Origin of the sequence: Propionigenium maris DSM 9537, from assembly GCF_027925155.1 — a bacterium.
In the GTDB taxonomy this organism is placed as follows: Bacteria; Fusobacteriota; Fusobacteriia; order Fusobacteriales; family Fusobacteriaceae; genus Propionigenium; species Propionigenium maris.
Genome location: NZ_BSDY01000006.1, coordinates 31,343 through 55,288 on the forward strand (window position 1 = coordinate 31,343; position 23,946 = coordinate 55,288).

A 23,946-nucleotide genomic window follows, 5' to 3' on the forward strand; every position below is an offset into this window, starting at 1 on the left:
AAAGATACAAGTAGACACAATATATAAGCTCCTGTTATTCCTGTGTACCATTTTTACAGGCGGTTTCTTCATAGTGTTAAAGGTTGCTATCAGTATCATTTTTAAGCTGAAGGGGGTGGAGCTGTGAACAAGATGTCAAAGCGAACTAAAGACAATTTGGAATACGTTAAAAAGGAGCTTGTCATTTTAGTGGCTTATGTCCTGGCTGTATCAGAGGTGGATTTTGCAGTAACAGAGGGATACAGACCCCAGACAAGACAGAATAAGCTCTATGCCCAGGGAAGAACCGAACCAGGAGAAATAGTTACCTGGACACTTAAGAGTGAGCACACAAGAGGTAGGGCTGTTGATTTGTATCCTTATCCAATACCTAAAGACCTGAATAACCCACCAGAGGGTTACAGGGAGGAACAAGAATATTTAAGAGATTTATTTATAGAGTGTTCAAAAGTTTTGGGTGTTCCCATAAGGATAATAAAGAAAGATATAGCTCATTACGAACTAGGGAGGTAAATTGTGAAAGTTAATAAGCAGATTGTGATTAAGATATTAGACAACATAAAGGTTGATAGCTCTGGGGATGTATGTGTTGCTGAGTTCCTGGAACAGTTAATCTTTGAGTATCCCTTTGTTAGAAAATTTGTGAAGAAGATCAGGAGGTAATTAGTAGGATGGAATCTAAAACAGCTTATTTCAATGTATCGGATTTATCTAGAAAGTTACCAGAGGGATCGGAGTTAGTCATTTTAAAGGTAAGGATGGAGAATGATGGAAGTGGTGCTCCTGACTGGGAAGAGAGGGGGCTAGTTGTTCCTGTAAAGGTATACCCATTCTCTGAATATGAAACTTTGTTTGGAACTCCATATGATGGAAACATGAAAGAGAGGGAGCCACAAACCTATCTATTGGATGATTACAGTTCCGAGTACACCCCTTATCCATTTCAAAGCAAATACAGTGTATTGCCTACTGTGACAGATAACTCAGGTACGCATTGGACAAACTTTGATTGTTATTACCAGAAGGCTCCTATAAAGCTTATACCAGAGGAGACAACCGAGGGGCATGTTTTTATGTATGTGGTCTCTCTCAAGCTGAATTTAGGCTGTAATATCTTAGGATTTGAAAGTGTAAAGGCTTTGGCTTTTGATGATTATGAGGACCAAACCGAATGTTATATATTTGCAGGGGCTTCCGAGGACAATTTAGGGGCTTTAGGATATATCAGAACCGATGGTACAGAGGAAAATACTGTCGGCTGCATCTCAAGGGTTTTAGATGATGATTACCCACAGAAATGGGATTACAAGGAAATTGGTTCCAGGTGGGGTGTAGGTAATGTTATTGATACTGTTTCCGAGCTGTATATATCTGTTTTAGATGATGCTCAAAGCCTGGCTTTAATAGGATTTGAGATTACAGGTAAGATGGTTGAGAATGGCTCCTTTGATGAAGTAGACCATAAGAAGAACGTATTATCAACTCTTCAAGGTGCAGTTGATGAATTGAAGACTGCCAACAGTTGGTTGGAGCAGATCGCGGGAAAGTAGAACCCCCAATACCCCCAGGTGGAGACTTTACAGAACTAATAAAAGTTATCAAGGAACAGACTGAGATTATAAAGAGTATTGCTGTCTCTGAAGCCCTGTTATGGGATAGGGAATATCAACAGTCATTGGAGACTTTTAATAAAATGTCTGATCTCTATGATCAAAGCTTAAATTATTATTTCTTGGATACTGACGGGGTCTTTGAGTTATTGGGGGATTAACATGCGGAACTTTACAGATTACCTGGACAAAATTAATTCAGATGTATTTGAAGTTTATGGAACTCCTCATAAGATGAAGGATTATGTCTTTAAGGAAATTGGAAATCTTGAAAGGTTGGAAGTGATTTTAAAAGCTTGGAAATATCACATGTTATACAAGCTGAATGCAGTCAATCCTAAAATATATTCAAGCTTCTTTATTGATTATGGGTATTTCTATACTTTAGCAAATTACAATGAAGGTTTAGGAAGTCGGCAATCAGGCTTTCTAACTGGATATTATGAGTATATGCTTCAAAGACCTATGCCCTTCTTGGCTTGGAACCCTATGAGTGAGCTGTGGGTGGAAAGTGTAAGAATCCCTGAACTGGATGGAGTAATGTCTTTCCAGTTTGATAGATGTATTGGGTATAGGGAAAAGATGGAGCATTTGGAAGAAGGTTATCTATCTGCTTTAAATGGAATAGTTAGGAACTATAAAAATCTTATTTATAGAACTGCTTCAGGGGGAGTGGGAAGTTTGTTCTCCTGGTTTAGAGATACATATCCCATTAACTCAGAGTGGCAGTTTTGTGTCTATGGTCATGAGCTACAAGATCCCGTACCAACTGCTAAGTTTATTAAAGTAGGCTATGGATTTCAGTATAAAGGCAACTTCCTCCCTGAGATTCCAGAGAGTGAACTTCCAGATTATCTAGCAGCTTATGACCTGGTATTTGAAGCCTATACCAAGGAGGGGGATTATACAGTTGAACCTAATAAATTAAAAACTTTTGAGGAATGCCAGGAAGAGAAAGCACTTTATGAAAGCTTTTTAAACCATAGTTACTTTAAAAGTTATGTAGGCAAGTGTTACAGGGAAAATAACCTTTATAGGTATGCTTTTATTCCTGAAATTCATCAGAGTTTGAAGAGTGGATATTATCTAGAGATTAAATTCTTAGAGAGTTTTTCAAAGTCTATTAAGTGGGTAGATTCCACAAAGCTATTTTTAAAGATGTATTCTGAAAAAGACCAGGAATATATTGAAGATGTAGTGTCGGAGAATATGAAACCTAAGTTAATGTTAAATTTGAAAATGGATAACGTAGTTAAACTTGTGGGGGGATAGATATGGCTTTACCATTAATAATTCCTGTTGCTTTAGGTGTATCAATGGTAGGATTGGCAGCTGTGGCATATGAGGAATCTAAAAAAGAATATGTTAGCAACTTCTTTGATTCCTTGGAGGATAAGCTTGTTCATATGTCAAATGAAGTAACCAAGTTCCCCAGGTTGGCTATGATCCAAAAGGCAAATATGATCTATACGGCAACTGTTAAAGAGGTCATTATTGATTGGGTTAATGATAAAGGAGAAGTGCAGGAAACTGTAATGCCTATTACCCCTGAGAGGTCAACGAATGTATTTGAAGAGTATAGAGCCAATATGACCGAACCTGCTTTTGAATGGAGGAATAAAGGCTTCTCCATAGCCAAAAGAAAAAGCTCCGAAGGTATCCAGGAAGATAGTATTGAGGTAGTTTTTCATAACACAAATAAAAAGACTGCTGATAATGTCCATAAGGACTATATAGTTGATCCAGCTAGGGTACCTTCAAAATATGAGATCGCTGTGGCAGAACAAAAACACTTCCTGTCCTGGTTGAGTGACTATACTAAAAAGCTTGCAACTTTGAATGCTGCTCTCAAGTTAAAAAATAGGTTTCAAGTTATGGACTATGACTATTCAATTCACCCTGCAACAGAGGGTGGAAGTGATTATATCTTTGAATGGTCTGGAAGCATGTACCAGATAGACAATACAACAGGACAAAAGATAATAGGTACAGATAAGGACTTGCCCTATTCACCGTTAGAGGGTCAAGCGAAGGAGGATTTAGTTATGAGTAGTTCAAACGTCAGTGCCACAATTTCAAATCCTAACCTGGTAATATCAAACCCTACTGTTTCCCTTAATAGTGGTGCAACTGTTGGGATTACTCCAGGGGCTACAGTTGGAGTTAATGGAACTGTGGGAGTGGCTTCAGATGCTACTGTGGGAATAAATCCAGAAGGATTAGCAGAGGGAGTAAAGGGAATTACACAAGCCTTAGAACTGGCTAATCAGTACGATTATACCGGTGAAAAAACTCCTGCTGAGGGATCTGTTAAAGGCAAGGAAGTGGCTGTAAATACTGCTAAGTTAGATGTGGAATACTCCATAGAGGATGCAGGAACCTATACAGACAGTGAGGGAACTGTTATCCCACTTAAGAAAGGATACAAGCAAAACATTCTACCTTCCAAGGTAGCAGAAAAGAATATAGAGCAGCATAAGGATGTCCTGGGAGAGAACCAGGCAAATATAACCTTAGCTGAAGATTACCAGTTTGAACAACAGAGGGTGGATTCCAAGGAAAATATAGAGAATACCTCTGTAAAAGATACAATCATCCCAGAGGAGCTAGATGATTACAAGGTTCATAGGGAAATAGGAAAACAGTTCTTTAGTACTGAGCCTGAAGAAGTACCAGATGTGCCATTGGAGCAATAAAAAAGAGAGGTCTTAACCTCTCAAATCACTTTGGCATATAGGACATTTAATACACTTTTTATTGATCCACTCTTTACAGTGATCACATTTTTTTAGATTTTTTTTATCAGCTTTATAACAAACAAAAAAAATCAACACTACGATCAAAATTGAGATAAAAATCAACATATGATACTCCTTTTTATTTCAATTATACTTTAACTTTAGGAGGTGAGTCAATGGCTGTAACGTTTTTAGCAATGGCTGGAATAGCTGCTTTGGATACTCTGGCAAAAGTCACATGTGAGGCTTTAGTAGATACCACAACGGATTTTGTAATTGATAAAATAGACGATACTATGCAAGCTGTTATGCCTAACTTTAACAATTCTTATATGAAGCAATTTACTAATCAAGTACGTATGGGAATGGCTTCTGCTACCAATGCTAGAATCATGTCTCATGCTCTTAAATCTCAAAATAAAATTGAGGAGAAGATACAAGCTAGAAAAGATCATTTAAAAGATAAATTCGAAACACAATCAAGAAGTATTAGGGAAAAATCTATTAATAAAGGTGCTATGGGAAAGAGGTTAAAAAATCTTGAATCTCAATATCAAAGGGAAATTACCGAACTTGAAAAAGATGGAACTAGGGCTTACCAATTGAGACAATCCGCTGCAACTGAAGCAACCGCCTTTAGCGGTGGAACTGGGTCAATTAAACAGGGGCATGATGGAACTATTCAAAACCTCAAGGGAGGAGCCAATGCAGACCTAACACAAGCTATCTATGCTCTGTTAAATGGTATGGGGCATAGCCCAGACAAAACAGGAGTAAACAAGATTAACCCTTCAGGGGGTGGAACTGCATGACAGTAGTATTTGGAATAGAGCATATATTAAAGGCTCTTGCAATTCATACCCAGAGAAATAGAGAGGTTGAAATCACATTTACCAAGCAAGGGTACATGGTTCTATACTCCTCCAACGAGAAGGGGGAGAAGATCAGAACAATAGTAACTCCTGAAGAGATAAGAGACACAAACGCATTACATGATTTTATATCTGAGGAATTAGGTAAAAGGGAGATCCCTTTAAAGGTGACAAGTAAAAAGTTTTTAGGTGGGGTTAAAAACCTCTTAAGGTTAGGTGGTTAGTATGCCTGGACTCTACTCTTTAACTTTTGAGAATGCCGGGGGAAAGACCAATATTAGAAAACTTTCCTTTGAAACTGAGACAGATGTAAATAGGTTTGTAAGTACCTATAACTCTATAAATCCAGATGCCAAAATCATAAGGGTAAACAAACTTATCTCTGAAATGTCTGACGCAGATCGGGAAGTATTTAAAAATAAAAATTTCAATGGGGTGAACCTGGAAAACTTTAAAATTTTGTACTTTACCACCCAGGCGATAAAGACAGCCTTTATTGTTACAATCCCTTTCCTGGACAAGACCAAGACATCAAAGGCAGATTTAAAATCCCTCATGCAATATATAAGAGACTTTAAAGAGATTAAAAAATATGGGTACACAGAAACGTTTTAAATTCCTGCAGGGTTTAAATATAAAAAAAAACTTAAAAATTATGGAGGTAACAAAGATGGCAATGAAAAAAAGACTATACGCAACACTTACAGCAAGAAAGGGAGACGCAGCAAGTAAAGTGCTAGTTCTTAGAGATTCTCAGCCTTACGGAAAAACTAACGGGATCTATATTGAGGCAAATACTGAAACTGCTGTTTCAACTTTAGCAACAACACTTGAGAATGAAATGGATGGGGTAATTACTAAGATCGCTTGTGGAGAGGGAACTTTTGAGGACCATGACAAATTAGTTCCAGCTGATACTACTGGTGACGTATCAACAAAGGCTTTCAAGGTTGCTTTCAATGAAATCAAAGATAAGTGCACAATCGTAGTTCCTTGGTTCAAAAACTCAGGAAGTGTGGCAACAGTAGCCAATGCACTAAAGGCTCTTGATTATGCAAAAGAAGGTGTTGCAAACCTTACTGTTGTAGGAGTAGATGTAGCACAAACATTCTAAGCCTGGGATTGAGAAAGAGGGGAACTCCCCTCTTTTTTAATTGCTTAATTTTGGTGGAACCCCTGTTGGGGATTGTGTCCAGATGAAAAACTCTTGAGTTTTGAACTCTGGGGCACTATCCTCCAACAGAGAAATATGCAATATTTTAAAATTAAGCAGCTATTTAAAGGAGAGTCACGCTTCTACCTGGAAGGGCTGCCGTCCTGGGCGAAGTACCGAGCCAGGCAGCTGTAAGTTAAAACTTTATAAGCTGTTGAAATACCACCTGAATAACAGTTCTCCCACTAGGAGAAAACCTCCGTAGGAGGATAGCGGAGCGTAGCCGCAGTCAAAGACTGCTAAACCTAACTTTTAAACAAACTTTTCAATTAACACTTTTCCCAGAAAAGCCCTTGTTAGGGTTTTTCGTCCTGTGTTGACAAAAACAATTGTTTTCAGCAACTTAAAACTATATAAAGTTAAGGTGCTTTTAAGGACTAATTAAAAGGGAGGGATGATTTTGTTAAATTCTAAGAATATGAATGCAATCACAAAACAAATAGTCGAAAACATTATTAATGTAATAAATGACAATATAACGAGTGAAGCCAAAGAGTATTTAGAAGAAAGCAAAATAAGGTATCCAGAAAATAGAATCACTGGTTATAGAGACCGAGGATTAACTTTAGTAAATTATGGAAAGGTGCAGATAAAATATCCTAAATTTTTAAAAGACAATTCAAACTTTAATCTTTCTTTTCTTCCAAAATATTCAAGACATTTAACTGGCGATCTTGAACATATTAGGCAACTTCTTTTAAAAACTAATATCAGCATAAGAGACATTGAGAGAACATTAAAAATTAAAGTTCCTAAAAGATTAAAAACTCAAATTAAAGAATTTCTTGAAACAAGTCTTCTTATAAACAATAATAAAAAATACTCTTATCCTATTTTAAAATTAGATTCAACTTCTTTTAGTAGAGGTGAGAACAAAAAGTCTATTTATATCTTATGGGGAATGACTACAGAAGGTAACTTAAAATCACTATATACTCATATTGAAGATGGTGGAGAGACTGCCAAAGGCTGGGAGAATGTTGTTACCTGGTTAAAGGATCATATTGAACTTGAAGAGGTAAAAGTTGTGGTTAGTGATATGTTTAGACCACTTAAAAACCAACTGTTGGAATTAAATTTACCTCTTCAAAATTGTATATTTCATAGATTAGAATCTATTACCACAAGAATAAAAGCTCCTAGTATCAGAAGAAGAGGTATTCTAAAAGAAAAATATTGGAATATCTATAATTCAGCAGACAAGGAGGAAATAAAAAACGTACTATATTCTTTTGAAAAATATGAACTGACTCCCAGGAGGGAAAGGGGAAAACAGACTACTAGAAGTATTAATAGTATGCTTGCATATTACTATGAGGATAATTTTACCTTTTTAAAATATCCAGAGATAGAGAGAAAATTTATCTTTCAAACTATGGATCTAGAGACTAAACACAGTCTATTTAAAAGATGGCTAAGAAAATCTATCTGTAAAATGCCTGTGGATAAATTGAAACTTGAATACCAAAGGTTTAAATTATCTCATAACTTGGCTGCTTAAATCATTAAATTGAATAACCAAAAAAGAGAGAGGATTTTACTCCTCTCACTTTGAGTTTTAGAAAAAACTTTAAAAAATTTATGAAAAAATATATTTCAAAGAAATTCAATAAAATTAATACTTCAAGAATAGTTCTCTCGTCCTCTGAGAGCAACTGAGACACTTTTACTCTTGACTACTTGAGCCGTCTTTTCTTATTAAGGAAAGTATGGGACTTATAAAAAGTTTCAAGAAATAATGAGTGTTCCAACTGATTATCAGGATGCAACGTCACGTTGCTTTTAAAACTTTACAAACTTATCCAGAAGGGTCTCAAGATACCTGGACTTCATCTGCTTGGAGGCCATGACCTGTTTTACCGGTGGAAGCTTTAATATGGCAGAGAGGATAGCAGCCATGGCTCTGTGGCTCTTGAGGGCCTGGTTGTCAAAGATGAGATTTTGAAGCTTTCCCCTTTCGATGGCCATGAGCACAGTTCTGTGTACGGTAGTTGCAGGGGTAAGGACCCTTTCCTCTCTCTCCTTGAGGCCAATGGCCTTGGTGGGACAGTTTCTTACGCAGACTCCGCACCCCAGGCAGACCTCCTCCGATAAAAGGGCTTTTTTCTTTTCTCCTTCAGAGCTCATGGAGAGGGCATCGACCGGGCAGGATCCCACACACCTTCCGCAGCCTATGCACTTATCCACATCTATTCTGGGGATGAAGTTTGTAGTGTGCACAGGATTGAGGAAGCCAAACTTTTTATGGGCTATGAGGGCCTCACAGCAGCATCCGCAGCAGTTGCATATAAAGGCCACATCTCTCCGGACATTTTCCCCAAACTGCACCAGGTTCCTCTCATAGGCCAGGTGGAGTTTTTCCAGGGTCTCATCTATGGAGGTCTCCCTGGCATATCCGTTTTTTATGAGGGAAGCAGCTGTATTTCCAAAGGTCATACAGATATCCAAGGGAGCATCGCAGCTCTTATTCATGTGAGCCATCTTATGCCTGCAGTAGCAGGTACCTATCCCCCTGTGGGAAGCAGTTTTTATAACATGGGTAGCCCTCTCATAGTCCAGTACATGTACTGCATTTTCATTGGTAAGGACCGGCTCGTGGACAAAAACCCTTCCCAGTTGGGTGTCCCCCCTGGTGAAAAGTTCCTTGATAAAGTCCTCCTCTACATTCATATACTGGTAGTAGAGTTCAGCCAGGTACTTCTGATCGATATCTCCTCCAGTCCTCATGAGGGAAAACTCAAAAAATCCAGCCATAGGCGGTGGGAGTATGTAGTGCTGCACTCCCTGGAACTCAACGTCCAGAAGGATGGCTCTGGATGCTAAGGTTTCCAAAACTTCAGTAGCTTCCCTCAGGGAGAGTTTCCATATCTTAGAAGCTTTTTCCGGGGTAAAGGGCTTGATAGGGAGCTGGGATACCAGGCGGGCTTCCCTCTCGGTAAATAATAGCTTTAAGATCTCATAGAGGGTCTTGGATGGAACTACTCCCTGGGGAGCCTTGTTTAATCTGTCGATGAGACCTATATATCCAGATCTCATGGAAAGGTGGGACATAGGGATACCTCCTTCTACTTATACTTTCATAAGTTTATCTATTCTCATCAAAAAGGTATTCTAAAAATCCCGGGCTTTCTTTGAAAATTTTATCCAATAAGCTAAAAAGTATCCCAATAAAAAAAACTCACCCCTTTAGGGATGAGTTTCATATTATAGGAGATTATGAATCTTAAAGTTAACTTCAAAGAGATCCTTCTCCATCTGTGCCACTATCTTGGCCTTTTTATCTATTAACTTATTTATTGTTTTCAGGTTGGGATCCTCTCCCAGCATCTCCCTGTGGATCTTTAAGTTGATCTCCTTGACCTCCAGCTGAGCCAGGGTCTGCTTCTCCTCAAAGGCCTTTACTATGGAGTGAAACTCCCTCTGCTCCTCTGCGGTTAATTGTCTGGAGTTGGAGACCTTAACACTTACTCTTTCAACTACAGCAGTTGCTTGCTCTGCCTTTGGCTGGGTCTCCTGTGCAAATATTGAAGTGGTTAAAACTACCATAAGAATTCCGATTATTTTTTTCATATTAAATACCTCCATCAAAGTGGTTTATATGTAACTGAGAATATTATATTCTATCTTCATATATTCTCTAATGACGTTTGACATTTGAAAAAACAGATGTCTACTTTACAATTAAATGTATTTTGATGGATACTCTTTGAAGGAGGAGTTCAGACAGGAGGGAATCTTGAGGTATTTAATATTGTTTTTACTGGCTACTATCCTCGGGGGATGTGCTGTAGTAAAGCTTCGAGTAAAGGCTGCTAAGGTGACTGTAAAGACTGCAGCAACTGGAGTCAAGGCACTGGGAAAGGGAGCTAAGGCTGTAGCTGATTAATAAAATTTATAAAAAAATAAAAATTAATAAACTTTTTTCATCTAAACTGAGACTAACAAGTATAGAAAAAATTAGTAATTTTCTTTTTCATAATTCCTGCTTAGAGATAGGCAGGATCTCCCAAAAATAAGCCTGAAGGGCTTCATATATAGAAGGCAGCTTGTGCTGCCTTCTTTTATTTTTTGAAATTGCAAGGTGATGTTGCGTCAATAAAAAAAGAGACGGTATAAACCGTCTCTTAAGTAATCTCTTAAAGATTAAAGCATCATTCCGATTCCAGGTCCGATTGGAAGACCGATTAGCATCCATACGATTAGTAGTAGAGACCAGATAACCATAAATGCCATTGAGAAAGGAAGCATTGTAGAAACTAGAGTTCCCAGTGAAGCTTTCTTATCATACTTCTGCATGAATACGATGATCATTGCGAAGTAAGACATTAGTGGTGAAATGATGTTAGTTGCTGAATCTCCGATTCTGTATGCAAGCTGAGTAAACTCAGGAGTGTATCCAACTCTCATAAGCATTGGAACGAATACTGGAGCCAGGATAGCCCACTTAGCTGAAGCAGATCCCATAAATAGGTTAAGGAATCCAACAACAAGGATGAATCCAAGAATTAGAGGAATACCAGTGATTCCTGTAGCTTCTAGGAAGTTTGCACCTTTAACAGCTAGGATAGTTCCAAGGTTAGTGTAGTTGAAGTATGCGATAAATTGAGCAGCGAAGAATACAAGTACGATGTATCCAGCCATTGCTTCAAATGATTTGTTAAGCATCTTCATAACGTCAGCGTCATTCTTGATAGTTCCGATACTCTTACCGTAAGCAAGACCAGGAATAGCAAAGAATAATACGATGATTGGTACAAGACCCTTTCCAAGGAAGTTCTTTCCAAGAACGTTCCAAAGTGGAATAAGAGCAGCAATAAGAACGATAGTAGCAATACCAGCAGCTCTAAGTGCTTTCTTCTCCTCTGGAGTAACAGCTTCGAACTTCATCTCAGCATCTCCAGTGTATGAACCAAGTCTAGGCTCTACGATCTTTTCAGTAACGAATGTACCAACAACTGAGATAACGAAAGTAGAAACAAACATGAAGAAGTAGTTCGCTGTAGGAAGAACTTCATATGCTGGATCTAGGATCTTAGCAGCCTCAGTAGAGATACCACCTAGTAGTGGATCGATAGTACCGATTAGAAGGTTTGCTGAGAATCCACCAGATACTCCTGCAAAGGCAGCAGCAAGACCAGCAAGTGGGTGCCTACCAAATGATAAAAAGATAAGTGCAGCAAGTGGTGGAAGTACAACGTAACCAGCATCTGATGCTACGTTTGACATAATTCCAAGGAATACTACCATTACAGTGATAAGCTTCTTTGGAGTTCCAAGTGCTACCTTCTTAAGTAACATAGCCATAAGTCCAGATCTCTCACAGACACCGATACCTATAATGGCAACCAGTACCGTCCCAAGTGGAGCAAATCCAGTAAAGTTTTTAACCATACTTGTGAAGATGTAGTTGATCCCTTCAGCAGACATAAGTGACTTAGTCTGGATGAGCATCTCTCTAGTTTCAAGAGTTTTTCTATCGATACCCATGAACTCTACAGACCAACCCATAGCAGCTCCAAGACCTGAAATAACGATCATAGCCAGTGCTAGGATCCCGAATAGTGTTGCAGGATGTGGTAGTGCGTTACCACCTTTTTCTACGATGTTAAGAAACTTGTCTGTTAAACTAGCCTTCTTTTCCACCGCCATTGTGTTCTTTGACATAATTAACCCCCTCATAGATTAAAAAAAATGTATGAATGCTTAATATTAGATTAAAAGCATTCACTATCGTACACCTTCAATAATAGTTGATATTTTAGAAAAAAGCAAGCTAATATATTACAAAAAATACGTCTGTAGTACACAAATGGTACTGGAGGTTGCTAAAATCCTAAATAGATTATACTGTTTCAATGGTTCACTATACAGTTATTCATTTTATATATGACAAGTATTTATTAACATAGGATTAAAAAATAGTAAAAATAACTGGCGTTAACTATAAAAAATAACTTGAAACAAATTTCTAAATATAAGGTATAATTTATGAAGATAAAAAAGTGTAGGTAAAAGCAGGAGGAGGAATATGAAAAGTAAATTTGTACACCTTCATCTTCATACAGAATACAGCCTCCTTGACGGAGTTGGTAAGATAGATGAGTACTTAGACAGAGCCAAGGAGCTGGGGATGGAGGCAATGGCCATAACAGATCATGGAAATATGTTTGGAGCTGTTGAATTTTATGAGAAGGCCATTGCCAAGGGAATAAAGCCCATAATAGGTATGGAAGCGTACCTGGCGGAATTTGACAGAAGCGAGAAGGAGGGAAGGATATTTCACCTGATACTTCTGGCCAAGGATGAAACCGGCTATAAAAACCTCATGGAGCTCTCTTCCAGAGCTTATATAGATGGTTTTTATAGAAAACCAAGAATAGATAAGACCCTTCTCAGGGATCACAGTGAAGGCCTTATAGCTCTATCAGCCTGTATGCAGGGGGAGATAGCCAGAAGGATCCTGGATGATGAGGAGGATGAGAAGATAGAGGGAGCCCTTTCAGAGTATATAGATATATTTGGAAGAGAGGACTTCTATATAGAGCTTCAGGCAAATGGTATCCCAGACCAGAGGATAGTTAACGAAAAGCTCTATGAGCTGGCACAAAAAAATGATCTCAAGGTGGTGGGAACAAATGATACCCACTATGTCTACCACGGGGACCATGTGCTCCAGGATATCCTTATGTGCATCCAGACGGGAGCAAAAGTAAGGGATGAGAAGAGGATGAGGATAGCCACAGATCAGCTATTCCTGAAAAATGGTGAGCAGATCCTTACAGAGCTGAACAAGTATAAGGGAGCTTTGGAGAACACTCTGGAGATAGCAGGGAAGTGTAACCTGGAGCTTGAGTTTGGAAAGTTAAAGTTTCCCCACTATGAGGTGCCAGAAGGGGTAGAGAGCATAACGGAATACCTGAGAAAGCTTGTGTATGAGGGGCTTAGCAGGCGTTACCCTGAGGGACCCACGGAAGAAGCCTTTGAAAGGGTGGAGTATGAGCTGAATATCATTGAGAGGATGGGATATGAGGCCTACTTCGTAGTTGTATGGGACTTTATAGACTATGCCAAGGGGCAGAATATCCCCATAGGACCTGGAAGAGGTTCTGCTGCAGGAAGTATGGTGGCCTATACCCTGGGAATAACAGATGTAGATCCCATGAAGTATAACCTTATCTTCGAGAGATTTCTGAATCCCGAAAGGATCTCAATGCCAGATATAGATATAGATATATGTCAGGAGAGAAGGCAGGAGGTAATAGAATATGTAGGGGAGAAGTATGGACACGACAGGGTGGCTCAGATTATAACCTTCGGAACCATGAAGGCAAGGGCAGCAGTAAGGGACGTGGGAAGGGTACTGGATATTCCCCTGTCCAAGGTGGATAAGATAGCCAAGCTCATACCTCAGTTCTATACTATAGATAAATCCCTTAGGGAGGTACCTGAACTTCAGGAGTACTATGACAGGGATGAGGAAGCCCAAAACCTTATTGAGTTTTCCAAGAGGCTTGAAAATACCGTAAGACACGCTTCTATCCACGCTGCAGGGGTTGTTATAACAAAGGATCCCCTAACAAGGGATGTTCCTCTCTATACAGATAATAAGACCAAGATGGTCTCCACTCAGTATCAGATGAAGGAGCTGGAGGATCTGGGACTACTAAAGATGGACTTCCTGGGACTGCGTAACCTCACAATCCTTCAGAGGACCATAGACTATATAAGGAAGGAAAGCGGTAGGGAGATAGACCTCCAGAAGGTGGAGTTGGACTCCAAGGAGGTATATGAAGCCCTGAGTAATGGAGATACCATGGGGGTCTTCCAGCTGGAGTCGGCTGGTATAAGAAAGCTGCTGAGGAAGCTGAAGCCCGATAGGTTTGAGGATGTAATAGCGGTCCTGGCCCTCTACAGACCGGGACCCCTGGGATCGGGGATGGTAGATGACTTTATAGCTGTAAAAAATGGTAAGGCACTTATAAAGTATCCCCACGAGAGCCTCAAGGATATCCTCAAGGAGACCTACGGGGTAATCCTCTACCAGGAGCAGGTAATGAAGATAGCCAATGTAATGGCAGACTACTCCCTGGGGGAAGCGGATCTTCTGAGGAGAGCCATGGGTAAGAAGAAAGTGGCTATAATGGAGGAGAACAGAAGCAAGTTTGTGGAGAGAGCTGTAAAGAAGGGATATGATGAGGAGAAGGCCACAGAGGTATTTGACCTTATAGATAAGTTTGCAGGATATGGATTTAATAAGTCCCACTCGGCAGCCTATGCCCTGGTAGCCTACTGGACAGCCTACTTCAAGGTGCACTATCCCCAGGCTTACTATGCAGCCCTTATGACCTCTGAAAGAAATAATATAGAGAAGCTGGCCATATATATAGAGGATGCCAAGAACCATCAGGTTAAGGTGGCCCTTCCAGATGTAAATAAAGCCAGCAGTATATTTAGTATAGATGGAGAGTATATCAGGTTTGGTATGTCTGCCATAAAGAATTTGGGAGAGAATCTTATGCTCAAGATAAAGGAGGAGCATGAGGCAAATGGGGACTATACCAACTTTGAGGACTTTGTAAACAGAACCAAGAGGGTGGGGATGAATAAGAAGGCTCTGGAGGCTCTGGTTCTCTCTGGTTCTCTGGATACCCTTCCGGGGAACAGAAGGGAGAAGTATGAAAGTATAGAGAAGGCACTTAACTGGGCTACCAAGCTTCAGAAGGAGGATGAGATCCAGCAGATGAACCTCTTTGGTCAGGCCAAGGCAACCATAGAGCAGTTCAGGATGGAGGGGAAATCCGAGTATAAGCTGGAAAACCTTTTAAAGGGTGAGAAGGAGTTTCTGGGGTTCTACTTCTCGGGACATCCCCTGGACAAGCTCAAGGAGTATATGGCTGTGCACAGGATGGCTACAACCCGTGAGATAAAGTCCAAGGGTCACGGTCATATGGAAACCTATGGAATAGTAAGGAACCTGAAAAAGGTAGTGACCAAGAAGAGCGGCCAGGTTATGGGGATTTTTGAACTAGAGGACTACTATGGGAGAATATCTGTGGTGGCCTTTCCAAGGGAGTTTGAGAGACTGGGCCACTATATCCTAGAGGGAGAGATCCTCTACCTTGAGGGAAATGTACAGATAGATTCCTTCGGAGGGCAGGAGGAGAAGAAACTCATAGTGAGAACCATCAAACCCATAGATGAAATTGGAGAAATGGGAATTTTTAAGGTATATATATTAGTAGAGGAGGAGAGAAAACACCTTCTTGGAGAACTGAAAAGAATAGTAATGAGACATCCAGGTTCCCAGCATGTTATACTGGCTCTGGAGGAGGACGGTAATAAAAAAAGGGTGGACCTTGGAGACAAGTATAATGTAAGCTCCTCTAAGCTCTTTGTAGAAGAAGTAGTAAGCCTTTTAGGAAGGGATAACATAGTAATTAAAAAATAGAAAAAAATTCACTAACATAAAATTACGAGTGTAATTCAAACTTGAAAGGGATATATATTTGTGCTAAAATTGAGACCTAATATAAAATAAAAAGAATGGGAGGCTCCTAAATGAATAAAGACTTAAACAGTGTTGAAGAGCTAATGAAGATATTAACTGATACAAATTTAACAAACATCTCCTTTGAGGAGGAGGGGTTCAAGGTTGAGATCAAGAGATCCAACGTAGTTGCAGCACCGGTAGAGGAGGTTGCAGTAGAGGAAGTTGCAGAGGCTGTAGCTCCAGCATATAAGGAAGTAAAGTCGGAGAATGTAGGAAAGTTTTACTATGTAGATAAAGCTGGAAACCCTATGGTAAAGGTTGGAGACAGAGTAAAGAAGAACCAGGAGATTGGTTATATAGCTACAATAGGAGTAAAGAGTTCTGTAAAATCTACCTTTGACGGAGTTGTGAAGGAGATACTTTTAGACAATGGTAGCATTGCTGATTTTGGAAAGACTTTAATAAAGATTGAGGCTGAATAATCCTAGGAGGAAGAAGATGTTTGAAAAGATACTAATCGCCAATAGAGGTGAGATAGCTGTAAGAATAATAAGAGCGGCAAAGGAACTTGGAATAAAGACAGTAGCTATATTTTCAGAGGCAGACAGAGAGAGCCTGCATGTAAGTTTAGCAGATGAGGCTGTATGTATAGGGCCTGCAATGAGTACAGAGTCATACCTGAAGATACCTAATGTAATTGCAGCAGCAGAGGTAACTGGAGCTACTGCAATCCACCCTGGATACGGATTCCTGGCTGAGAATGCTCAGTTTGCAAGAATTTGTGAGATGCACAACATCACATTCATAGGTCCAAGCCCAGAGTGTATTATAAACATGGGAGACAAGGCTACAGCTAGAAAAACAGCTATAGAGAATGAAGTACCTATTACAGAGGGAACAGATATCATAAAGACTATCGAAGAAGCAAAGATGCACGTAAATGAGAGAATTACATATCCTGTAATGATAAAAGCCACTGCCGGTGGTGGAGGAAAGGGTATGAGAATTGCAAGAAATGATGAGGAGCTTGAGGCAAACATCATAGCAGCTCAGAACGAAGCAGAAGCAGCTTTTGGTAACCCAGATGTATATATTGAGAAGTTTGTAGAGGATCCTAGACACATCGAGATCCAGATAATCGGAGATAAGCACGGAAACGTAGTACACCTTGGAGAGAGAGACTGTTCTATCCAGAGAAGACACCAGAAGCTTATCGAGGAAGCACCATCTGTAGTACTTACTGATGATGTAAGAGAGGCTATGGGAGAGGCAGCAGTTAAGCTGGCTAAGGCTATAAACTACGACTCAGCTGGAACTCTTGAGTTCCTTGTGGATAAGACAAACAACTTCTTCTTCATGGAGATGAACACAAGAGTACAGGTAGAGCACACTGTAACAGAGATGATAACAGGTGTGGACATCATCAAGGAGCAGATCATCGCAGCAGCAGGTGGAGAGCTTACTGTAAAGCAGGAGGATGTAGTACTTACTGGTCACGCTATCGAGTGTAGAATCAACGCAGAGGACAGCGAGGCTGGATTCCTTCCATCTCCAGGAAAGCTTACTAAGTATATCGTAGCTGGAGGAAACGGAGTAAGAATAGATTCACACTCATATGAAGGATATGAGATCAGCCCATTCTACGACTCTATGATAGCTAAGCTTATCGTTCACGGACAGACAAGAGAGGAAGCTATCAACAGAATGAGAAGAGCTCTTGAAGAGTACAGAATAGAAGGTGTAGATACAACTATACCATTCCACCTGAAGGTACTAGACAATGAGGCGTACCAGTCTGGTGAGGTATACACAAGCTTCATCGAGGAGTACTTCGGAGACAAGTAAAGATAGACAGCTGCTCCCAGGCAGATGGGAAAATAATTTAAATAAAAGGAAATACGGCACTTTTTAAGAAAACTTTTAAGGAAATACTTTATAACGGGGGTGTAGTTTCATGACTGAATTAGGAAACATCAAAATAGCGGATGACGTAGTAAAGGTAGTAGCATCTAAGGCAGCAACAGACGTAAAAGGAATCTATAAGCTAGCAGGTGGAGTGGCAGATGAAGTAAATAAAATCTTAGGTAAGAAAAGACTTACTCATGGAGTGAAGGTAGAAGTAGGAGAGAAGGAGTGCAGCATTGAAGCTTATGTAATAGTGGAATATGGTTTCCCTATCCCCGAAGTTGCAACAGAGGTACAGGAAGCAATCGTTAAGAGTGTAACTGAGCTTACAGGTCTTAAGGTTGTAGAAGTGAATGTATATGTGCAGGATGTAAAGATAAGAGAAGAGGAAGAAGAAGAGTCAATGGAGATATTAGACTAAAAAAATTAGGGGCGGTTTCCGCCTCTAATCTTTATATTGACTAATATATAGTCATTGAAGGAACTATTGGCAATTTTTTTGTGGATAGTTCCTATCAATCACACGAGTTTATTTTTTGCCATTTATAGGAAGATAAACTATAAATTACTAGAAAATCAAGTTGTGGAGGGAGTCTTAGTATGGTAAGAAAACTTTTTTTTGCAGTGGCATGGCTGGGAATACTCTTCCTGTCTCTAATGGGGATCTATCTTGCAATCTTTCCAAAGTATATACTTAACTTTAATTTAGAGGGAATAGTTTTTAGGGGAGCAACCCTTGGGGTAGCTGTTTTCTATCTGCTGATATTTATTGAGAAGTTTCTCATGAACTTTGAAAAGTCAAAGGACTATCAGGTACAGACGGAAAACGGAAAACTCACTGTATCCTCCTCCTCTATAAATAACCTTGTAAGAGAGGTTGTTCTTGGAAATCCAGACCTGAAAAACATAAAGGCAAAGAACAAGATAAAGGGGAAGAAGCTATATATCACAGTGACGGTGGATGCATATTCCGACAGTGATATAGCCAGAAATATATCGGATACTCAGGGAAGAATAAAACATGAAATATTTGAATATCTTTCGCTAGAGGTAGAGGAAGTAGAGGTAAAGGTATCGAAACTTCTTAAGAGGAGAGGGAGTAGTATCTTAGCTGAAAGAGGTGAAGAATAATGCTTATTGAGTTTTTAGAGGAGTTCCTTGAGAATAGAAAAAAATACTTTGGAGCAATTTGGGGTTTTATTTTTGGATTAATTCTGATAAAATATGGGTTCGTGAAGATGATTATAGTTCTTGCAGTTACAGTGTTAGGGTATAACCTAGGTGACTGTGAGAAGATAGGAAGCCTAAAAAAAATTATAATTAACCGACTGAAGGAAGATTAGAGAGGTAGGAAGATGAGCAGAAAGATAGCAAGAGAAGAATTATTCAAAATTTTATTTGAAGCTGAGCTTAATGACGCAAGCATCGCAGAGGTGTCGGAAAGAGTAATCTCTAGAGGTGAAGTTGAGCTGAGCAAAAACTCCAAAGATTTTATAGAGAAGTATGTGAAGGGGATTGTTGAGAAGAAGGATGAGATAGAGGAAACTCTGAACTCTGAGATGACAAACTGGAGCCTCGACAGAATTGGAAATGTAGAGAGAGCACTTCTAAAGTTTGGAACTTATGAGCTTATGTTTGAGGATATGGGACATGAGATCGTAGTAAATGAGATAGTAGAGCTCGCTAAAAAATACGGAGACGAGAAGTCTCACGAATTTATTAACGGAGTTCTGGCAAAAATTATAAAGAAATAATTTTAAAGGAGTTATCTATAGGATAACTCTTTTTTTTTATATTTAAAAATTTAAGAAAACAATGGTTCCCTCAATATATAAAAGTGTACAAATGCTCCATTAATGAAATTTTAAGTAAGTGAAATTTGTTTTTTGAGGATTTAGGTAATATTATTTAAGTAACATATATTAAATAAATGAATGATCTCAATTAGTTTTTTATAACTTCTATGTTTTTAGATCTGGAGGTGGTTAAGATGGTGCTGGGAAATCATAAAAATCTTCGTGGTCATTACTACTAATCTTATTATTGGAGATAGGGGGTAATAATATGGAAATAGGAAAAAATACTCTTAAAAATATGCTGGAGTACACGGCAAACCTTTTGACGGAAAGCAGATCTTATCTTTCCTACCTGGACAGCAAGGTAGGGGACGGGGATCACGGTGAGGCTATAGCTGAGATAGCCTACTTAATAAATGAGGAGCTAGAGAGGATAGAGGATAAGTCCCTGAAGGATTTCTTCCATGATCTTGGGTGGAGAGTTCTTTCTATTAAAGGGGGAGTGGCAGCACCTCTGTGGGGAGTAATGTTCCAAGGACTGGCTGAACCCCTGGATGAGGATGAGAATGAGATAGATGAGAAAAAACTTGGAGAGATGTTTACCTCTTCACTGGAGTGCCTCAAGGAGGCTTCCCAGGCCAGGGTAGGGGATAAGACCCTTATGGATGTATTCATACCTGTGGTGGAGTCTTTAGATGCTGAAAGTGAATTTTATGAGATATTCCGTGGGATGAAGGAGGAAGCCTTCAAGAGGGCGGAGCGAACTAAATCTATGGAGTGTAGCCGAGGAAAGGGTAGAGATAAGTGGGGAAGAGCTATGGGTACAAGAGATCCAGGAGCGGTATCTCTTTCACTATTCTTCAGGGGCCTCTATGAAGGATTTTAAATAGAGTGATTAAACTGGCAGTGGACCAACTGCCAGTTTTTTATTGTTAAGAAAAGTATAGAATGAATAAAAAAATTAAATGAAGCAATGAGAGTTCCGGTTGATTATAAGGATGCAACGTCACGCTCCTTTTTATATTCCCTGAATGTGAGTTTCTGAGACCTCCTATTGTAAAAGAAAAAAAATAAAGATATAATTTTATAACTATATTTGTGAGGTGTGCATATGAACTTTAAGGGAATATTGGAGGGTTTGAGAGAAAAGGGACTCTTTAGAAGGATAAAGAATATCGAGAGGATATCGGGAAAGTATATCTATGAGGGAGAAAAGAGGTATCTGGACTTCTCCTCAAGTAACTACCTGGGGTATCGTGACAGTGAGTGGATGAAGAAAACACTAGTAGATGCAGTGAAGAGATATGGGGTGGGAAGCGGGGCCAGCAGGCTTGTAGTGGGAACAGCTGATATATACGGAGAGCTGGAGGAGCTTCTAGCCTGTAAGAAGAAGCAGGAGAGGGCTCTCCTCTTTAACAGCGGCTATGACGCCAATATAGGTATAATCTCCACCCTTTACGGAAAGGGCGATGTAATCTACTGCGATAAGCTGAACCATGCCAGCATCTACGACGGGATAAAGATGAGCGGAGCCCACATGGTTAGGTACCTTCACAACGATATGGAGGACCTGGAGAAAAGGATAGTTAAGACCAGGGAGAAATATGAAAGAGCTCTTATAGTTGTGGACAGTGTATTCAGTATGGAGGGGGACAAAGCCCCTCTGAGGAAGCTGGTGGAACTCAAGGAAAGGTATGATATAGAGCTCATGGTGGATGAAGCCCACGGAGGAGGAGTTCTTGGAAGAGACGGTATGGGCGCCTCAGAGGAGGCAGGAGTCCTGGAGAGGATAGATATCAACATGGGAACCTTCTCCAAGGCCTATGGATCCCAGGGAGCCTATGTGGCCTCCTCGGAGGATATAATAGACTATCTCATAAACAGATGCAGGAGTCTGATCTACACAACCTCCCTTCCTCCTGCAGTTATAGCCTGCAACCTGGAGGCGGTAAAGAGAGCCCAGGGAGACAGGGAAGCCAGGGAGAGGCTTGCTGCCCTCTCAGACTATCTGAGAGATGAACTAAAGAAGATAGGAATGGGAACCCTGGACAGTGAGACAAATATCATTCCCATTGTAGTGGGAGACAATGAGAGGACCCTATGGATGAGTGAGAAGCTCAGGGATGAGGGGATAATGATTCCTGCCATAAGAAAGCCTACGGTAACAACTCCGAGGCTTAGGGCTTCCCTCTCAGCTAACCACAGTACAGAGGATGTGGACAGATTAATAGAGTGTTTAAAAAGATTGAAAAGCCTTTAGGGCTTTTCTTTTTTATTAGAGGAAATAATCAGGAGCAAACATAAAATAATATTAGAGATGTTTTCAGGAGGTGGAATTATGCTGGCTAAGGTACTGAGCTCGGGCTTCTTAGGGATAGAGTCCTATAGGGTGGAGGTAGAGGTGGATGTGGGAAATGGTCTGCCTATCTTCAATATAGTGGGGCTGGCTGATGTGGCTATCTCAGAGAGCAGAGAGAGGGTAAGGGCAGCCCTTAAAAATTGCAGGTTTGATATGAATCCCAGGAGGATAGTTGTAAACCTCTCTCCTGCAGGAATAAGGAAGGAGGGACCTCAGTTCGACCTTCCCATAGCCCTGGGGATAATGAAGGCTATGGGGCATATAACAGAGGATTCCAGACTGGAGAACTATATGTATATAGGGGAGCTTTCCCTTGGAGGAAAGGTAAGAAGAACAAGGGGAATAATAAATGCAGTAATCTGTGCAAGGGAGCAGGGGATGAAGGGAATAGTTATCCCCAGAGAAAACTATCCAGAAGCTTCCACAATAGAGGGGATAGAGGTAATCCCCGTGGATAATATAAGGGAGGTCTATGATTTTGTGGAGGAGGATATAAGACCTGAGATAGATCTGGAGGAACAGGTAGAGGAGGATGAAGCATTTGAGATAGACTTTGCAGAGGTAAAGGGACAGTACAGAGCAAAGAGAGCCCTGGAGATATCAGCAGCAGGGGGACACAATATCTATATGATAGGAAGTCCAGGCTCTGGAAAGTCTATGATGTCTAAGAGGCTTCCTACAATAATGCCTTCGATGGACCAGGAGGAGGTTATTGAATCAACAAAGATCTATAGCAGCGCAGGGATGCTTGGAGAGAATATGCCCATTGTAGCCAAGAGACCCTTTAGAAGTCCCCACCACTCAGCCTCGGCTATAGCCCTAGTTGGAGGGGGAAGGGTACCTAAAGCCGGGGAGATAAGCCTGGCTCACAATGGAGTGCTCTTTTTAGATGAAGCAACGGAGTTTCCCAGAAGCATCTTGGAAACCCTTAGGCAGCCCATGGAGGATGGAGTGGTTTCCATAACGAGAGCTGATTACAGGGTGGAATTTCCCAGTGAATTTATACTACTTCTTTCGTGTAACCCCTGTCCCTGCGGGATGATGTTTGAGGGGGACGGAAGGTGCAGGTGTACTCCATACCAGATGGAGCTCTACAACAAGAAGATCTCTGGGCCTATCCTTGACAGAATGGACCTCTATATAGAGGTAAAGAGGCTGGGAAGGGAGGAGCTCATGACCTATGGAGCTGGTGAAAGGTCTGATGATATCAGAAAGCGGGTACAGGAAGCCAGAAGACTTCAGAGGATGAGGTTTGGAGGAAGAAAGCTCAACTCCAGGATGAATCAGAGGGAGATAAGGAGATATTGCAAGTTGGATGTAGAGGGCAGAAAGCTCATAGAGGGAGCTGTGGATAAACTGGCTCTTTCAGCAAGGGCATACGATAAGATACTCAAGGTGGCAAGGACCATAGCTGATCTAGAGGGTAGCAAGGGAATAGAGAGGCAACACTTACTGGAAGCTCTTTCCTTTAGAAAGAATTCTTAAGGAGATGAAGGGTATGGAAAAGTGGGAAATACAGGAGAAAATATTGGATATGCTTCCTCAGATCTCCTTCTTTGGAGGGGCAGATGAGGATGAGATGGATGAAATAATGGAGTATGTGGATGAGATAGAGGTAGAAGCAGGAACCTATATCTACAGGGAGGGTGATCCACCTGGAGACCTCTATATCCTTCTTGAAGGGAGGATGGAATTCTCCATCTTAGAGGAGAAGGTGGCTGAAGGGGAGCCTGGAATCCTTTTTGGCATGTCAGCCACTATAGGAATACAGAAGCAGCTGGTTTCAGCTCTGGCTAAAACCGATGTAAAGCTTGCAGTTATATCTAGAAAGCTTTTCATGACTATGTGTAAGAAGAATCCAGAGCTCTTTGGAAAGATAATATTGAATATTGCCAGAGATCTGGCAAGGGACTTGAAGTTTTTGAGGGAGTATGTGATGGAGCACAAGAGGTCCACCGGATAG

Annotated in this window: 25 protein-coding genes; 22 read left to right on the forward strand and 3 right to left on the reverse strand. The window is 40.4% G+C overall.

What is annotated here, in order from left to right; translation table 11 throughout:
- Positions 1–132: 132 nt before the first annotated feature.
- The 10 genes from QMG11_RS07425 (at position 133) to QMG11_RS07470 (ending at position 7,934) form a co-directional block, all read left to right on the forward strand.
- Complete coding sequence (locus tag QMG11_RS07425) at positions 133–513, forward strand: M15 family metallopeptidase (protein WP_496435783.1); 381 nt, start codon at positions 133–135, stop codon at positions 511–513.
- A 3-nt stretch (positions 514–516) separates the two neighbouring features.
- The gene (locus QMG11_RS07430) at positions 517–663 is read left to right on the forward strand and encodes a hypothetical protein (protein WP_281834800.1); all 147 of its coding nucleotides are present in this window, start codon (positions 517–519) and stop codon (positions 661–663) included.
- An 8-nt stretch (positions 664–671) separates the two neighbouring features.
- Positions 672–1,550 (forward strand): hypothetical protein, encoded by an 879-nt coding sequence (locus QMG11_RS07435; protein ID WP_281834801.1) that lies wholly within the window; start codon positions 672–674, stop codon positions 1,548–1,550.
- A 222-nt stretch (positions 1,551–1,772) separates the two neighbouring features.
- Positions 1,773–2,882 (forward strand): hypothetical protein, encoded by a 1,110-nt coding sequence (locus QMG11_RS07440; RefSeq protein ID WP_281834802.1) that lies wholly within the window; start codon positions 1,773–1,775, stop codon positions 2,880–2,882.
- A 2-nt stretch (positions 2,883–2,884) separates the two neighbouring features.
- The gene (locus QMG11_RS07445) at positions 2,885–4,306 is read left to right on the forward strand and encodes a hypothetical protein (protein WP_281834803.1); all 1,422 of its coding nucleotides are present in this window, start codon (positions 2,885–2,887) and stop codon (positions 4,304–4,306) included.
- Positions 4,307–4,524: 218 nt separating this feature from the next.
- Positions 4,525–5,160: a hypothetical protein gene (locus QMG11_RS07450; protein ID WP_281834804.1), complete on the forward strand. Its 636-nt coding sequence runs from the start codon at positions 4,525–4,527 to the stop codon at positions 5,158–5,160.
- Positions 5,157–5,444 (forward strand): hypothetical protein, encoded by a 288-nt coding sequence (locus QMG11_RS07455; protein WP_281834805.1) that lies wholly within the window; start codon positions 5,157–5,159, stop codon positions 5,442–5,444. Before QMG11_RS07450 ends, QMG11_RS07455 begins: the two co-directional genes overlap by 4 nt.
- A 1-nt stretch (position 5,445) precedes the next feature.
- Positions 5,446–5,835: a hypothetical protein gene (locus tag QMG11_RS07460; RefSeq protein ID WP_281834807.1), complete on the forward strand. Its 390-nt coding sequence runs from the start codon at positions 5,446–5,448 to the stop codon at positions 5,833–5,835.
- Between the two features lie 55 nt (positions 5,836–5,890).
- A complete protein-coding gene (locus QMG11_RS07465) occupies positions 5,891–6,334 on the forward strand; it encodes a hypothetical protein (protein ID WP_281834808.1) in 444 nt (147 codons plus the stop codon).
- Between the two features lie 499 nt (positions 6,335–6,833).
- Positions 6,834–7,934 (forward strand): transposase, encoded by a 1,101-nt coding sequence (locus QMG11_RS07470; protein ID WP_281834809.1) that lies wholly within the window; start codon positions 6,834–6,836, stop codon positions 7,932–7,934.
- Between the two features lie 281 nt (positions 7,935–8,215).
- Here the strand turns inward: QMG11_RS07470 and QMG11_RS07475 are convergent, their stop codons facing one another.
- Both QMG11_RS07475 and QMG11_RS07480 read right to left on the reverse strand, forming a co-directional pair.
- A complete protein-coding gene (locus tag QMG11_RS07475) occupies positions 8,216–9,484 on the reverse strand; it encodes a 4Fe-4S dicluster domain-containing protein (RefSeq protein WP_281834810.1) in 1,269 nt (422 codons plus the stop codon).
- Positions 9,485–9,637: 153 nt separating this feature from the next.
- Positions 9,638–10,003 (reverse strand): hypothetical protein, encoded by a 366-nt coding sequence (locus tag QMG11_RS07480; RefSeq protein ID WP_281834811.1) that lies wholly within the window; start codon positions 10,001–10,003, stop codon positions 9,638–9,640.
- A 166-nt stretch (positions 10,004–10,169) separates the two neighbouring features.
- Between QMG11_RS07480 and QMG11_RS07485 the strand changes: the two genes are divergently transcribed.
- The gene (locus QMG11_RS07485) at positions 10,170–10,319 is read left to right on the forward strand and encodes a hypothetical protein (RefSeq protein WP_281834812.1); all 150 of its coding nucleotides are present in this window, start codon (positions 10,170–10,172) and stop codon (positions 10,317–10,319) included.
- 257 nt (positions 10,320–10,576) lie between these two features.
- Here the strand turns inward: QMG11_RS07485 and QMG11_RS07490 are convergent, their stop codons facing one another.
- Complete coding sequence (locus QMG11_RS07490) at positions 10,577–12,082, reverse strand: AbgT family transporter (protein WP_281835144.1); 1,506 nt, start codon at positions 12,080–12,082, stop codon at positions 10,577–10,579.
- A gap of 379 nt (positions 12,083–12,461) precedes the next feature.
- Here QMG11_RS07490 and QMG11_RS07495 point away from each other — a divergent pair, with 379 nt between their 5' ends.
- From QMG11_RS07495 to QMG11_RS07545, 11 genes are all read left to right on the forward strand, one after another.
- Positions 12,462–15,881, forward strand: coding sequence for a DNA polymerase III subunit alpha (locus QMG11_RS07495; RefSeq protein WP_281834813.1), 3,420 nt, complete (start codon positions 12,462–12,464; stop codon positions 15,879–15,881).
- 110 nt (positions 15,882–15,991) lie between these two features.
- Entirely contained in the window at positions 15,992–16,405 is a 414-nt protein-coding gene (locus tag QMG11_RS07500) for an acetyl-CoA carboxylase biotin carboxyl carrier protein (protein WP_281834814.1), read from the forward strand.
- Positions 16,406–16,421: 16 nt separating this feature from the next.
- Positions 16,422–17,768, forward strand: coding sequence for an acetyl-CoA carboxylase biotin carboxylase subunit (gene accC / locus QMG11_RS07505; RefSeq protein ID WP_281834815.1), 1,347 nt, complete (start codon positions 16,422–16,424; stop codon positions 17,766–17,768).
- Positions 17,769–17,877: 109 nt separating this feature from the next.
- Positions 17,878–18,249, forward strand: a complete 372-nt coding sequence (locus tag QMG11_RS07510) for an Asp23/Gls24 family envelope stress response protein (RefSeq protein WP_281834816.1) — start codon at positions 17,878–17,880, stop codon at positions 18,247–18,249.
- A gap of 179 nt (positions 18,250–18,428) precedes the next feature.
- On the forward strand, positions 18,429–18,959 hold the full coding sequence (gene amaP / locus QMG11_RS07515; protein WP_281834817.1) for an alkaline shock response membrane anchor protein AmaP: 531 nt from the start codon (positions 18,429–18,431) through the stop codon (positions 18,957–18,959).
- Complete coding sequence (locus QMG11_RS07520; RefSeq protein WP_281834818.1) at positions 18,959–19,171, forward strand: DUF2273 domain-containing protein; 213 nt, start codon at positions 18,959–18,961, stop codon at positions 19,169–19,171. The genes amaP and QMG11_RS07520 overlap by 1 nt, the downstream gene beginning before the upstream one ends.
- A 12-nt stretch (positions 19,172–19,183) precedes the next feature.
- The gene (nusB, locus tag QMG11_RS07525; protein WP_281834819.1) at positions 19,184–19,582 is read left to right on the forward strand and encodes a transcription antitermination factor NusB; all 399 of its coding nucleotides are present in this window, start codon (positions 19,184–19,186) and stop codon (positions 19,580–19,582) included.
- Between the two features lie 310 nt (positions 19,583–19,892).
- Entirely contained in the window at positions 19,893–20,510 is a 618-nt protein-coding gene (locus tag QMG11_RS07530) for a dihydroxyacetone kinase subunit L (protein WP_281834820.1), read from the forward strand.
- Positions 20,511–20,735: 225 nt separating this feature from the next.
- Complete coding sequence (locus QMG11_RS07535) at positions 20,736–21,884, forward strand: aminotransferase class I/II-fold pyridoxal phosphate-dependent enzyme (protein WP_281834823.1); 1,149 nt, start codon at positions 20,736–20,738, stop codon at positions 21,882–21,884.
- A gap of 78 nt (positions 21,885–21,962) precedes the next feature.
- Positions 21,963–23,468: a YifB family Mg chelatase-like AAA ATPase gene (locus QMG11_RS07540; protein ID WP_281834824.1), complete on the forward strand. Its 1,506-nt coding sequence runs from the start codon at positions 21,963–21,965 to the stop codon at positions 23,466–23,468.
- A gap of 13 nt (positions 23,469–23,481) precedes the next feature.
- The gene (locus tag QMG11_RS07545) at positions 23,482–23,946 is read left to right on the forward strand and encodes a cyclic nucleotide-binding domain-containing protein (RefSeq protein WP_281834827.1); all 465 of its coding nucleotides are present in this window, start codon (positions 23,482–23,484) and stop codon (positions 23,944–23,946) included.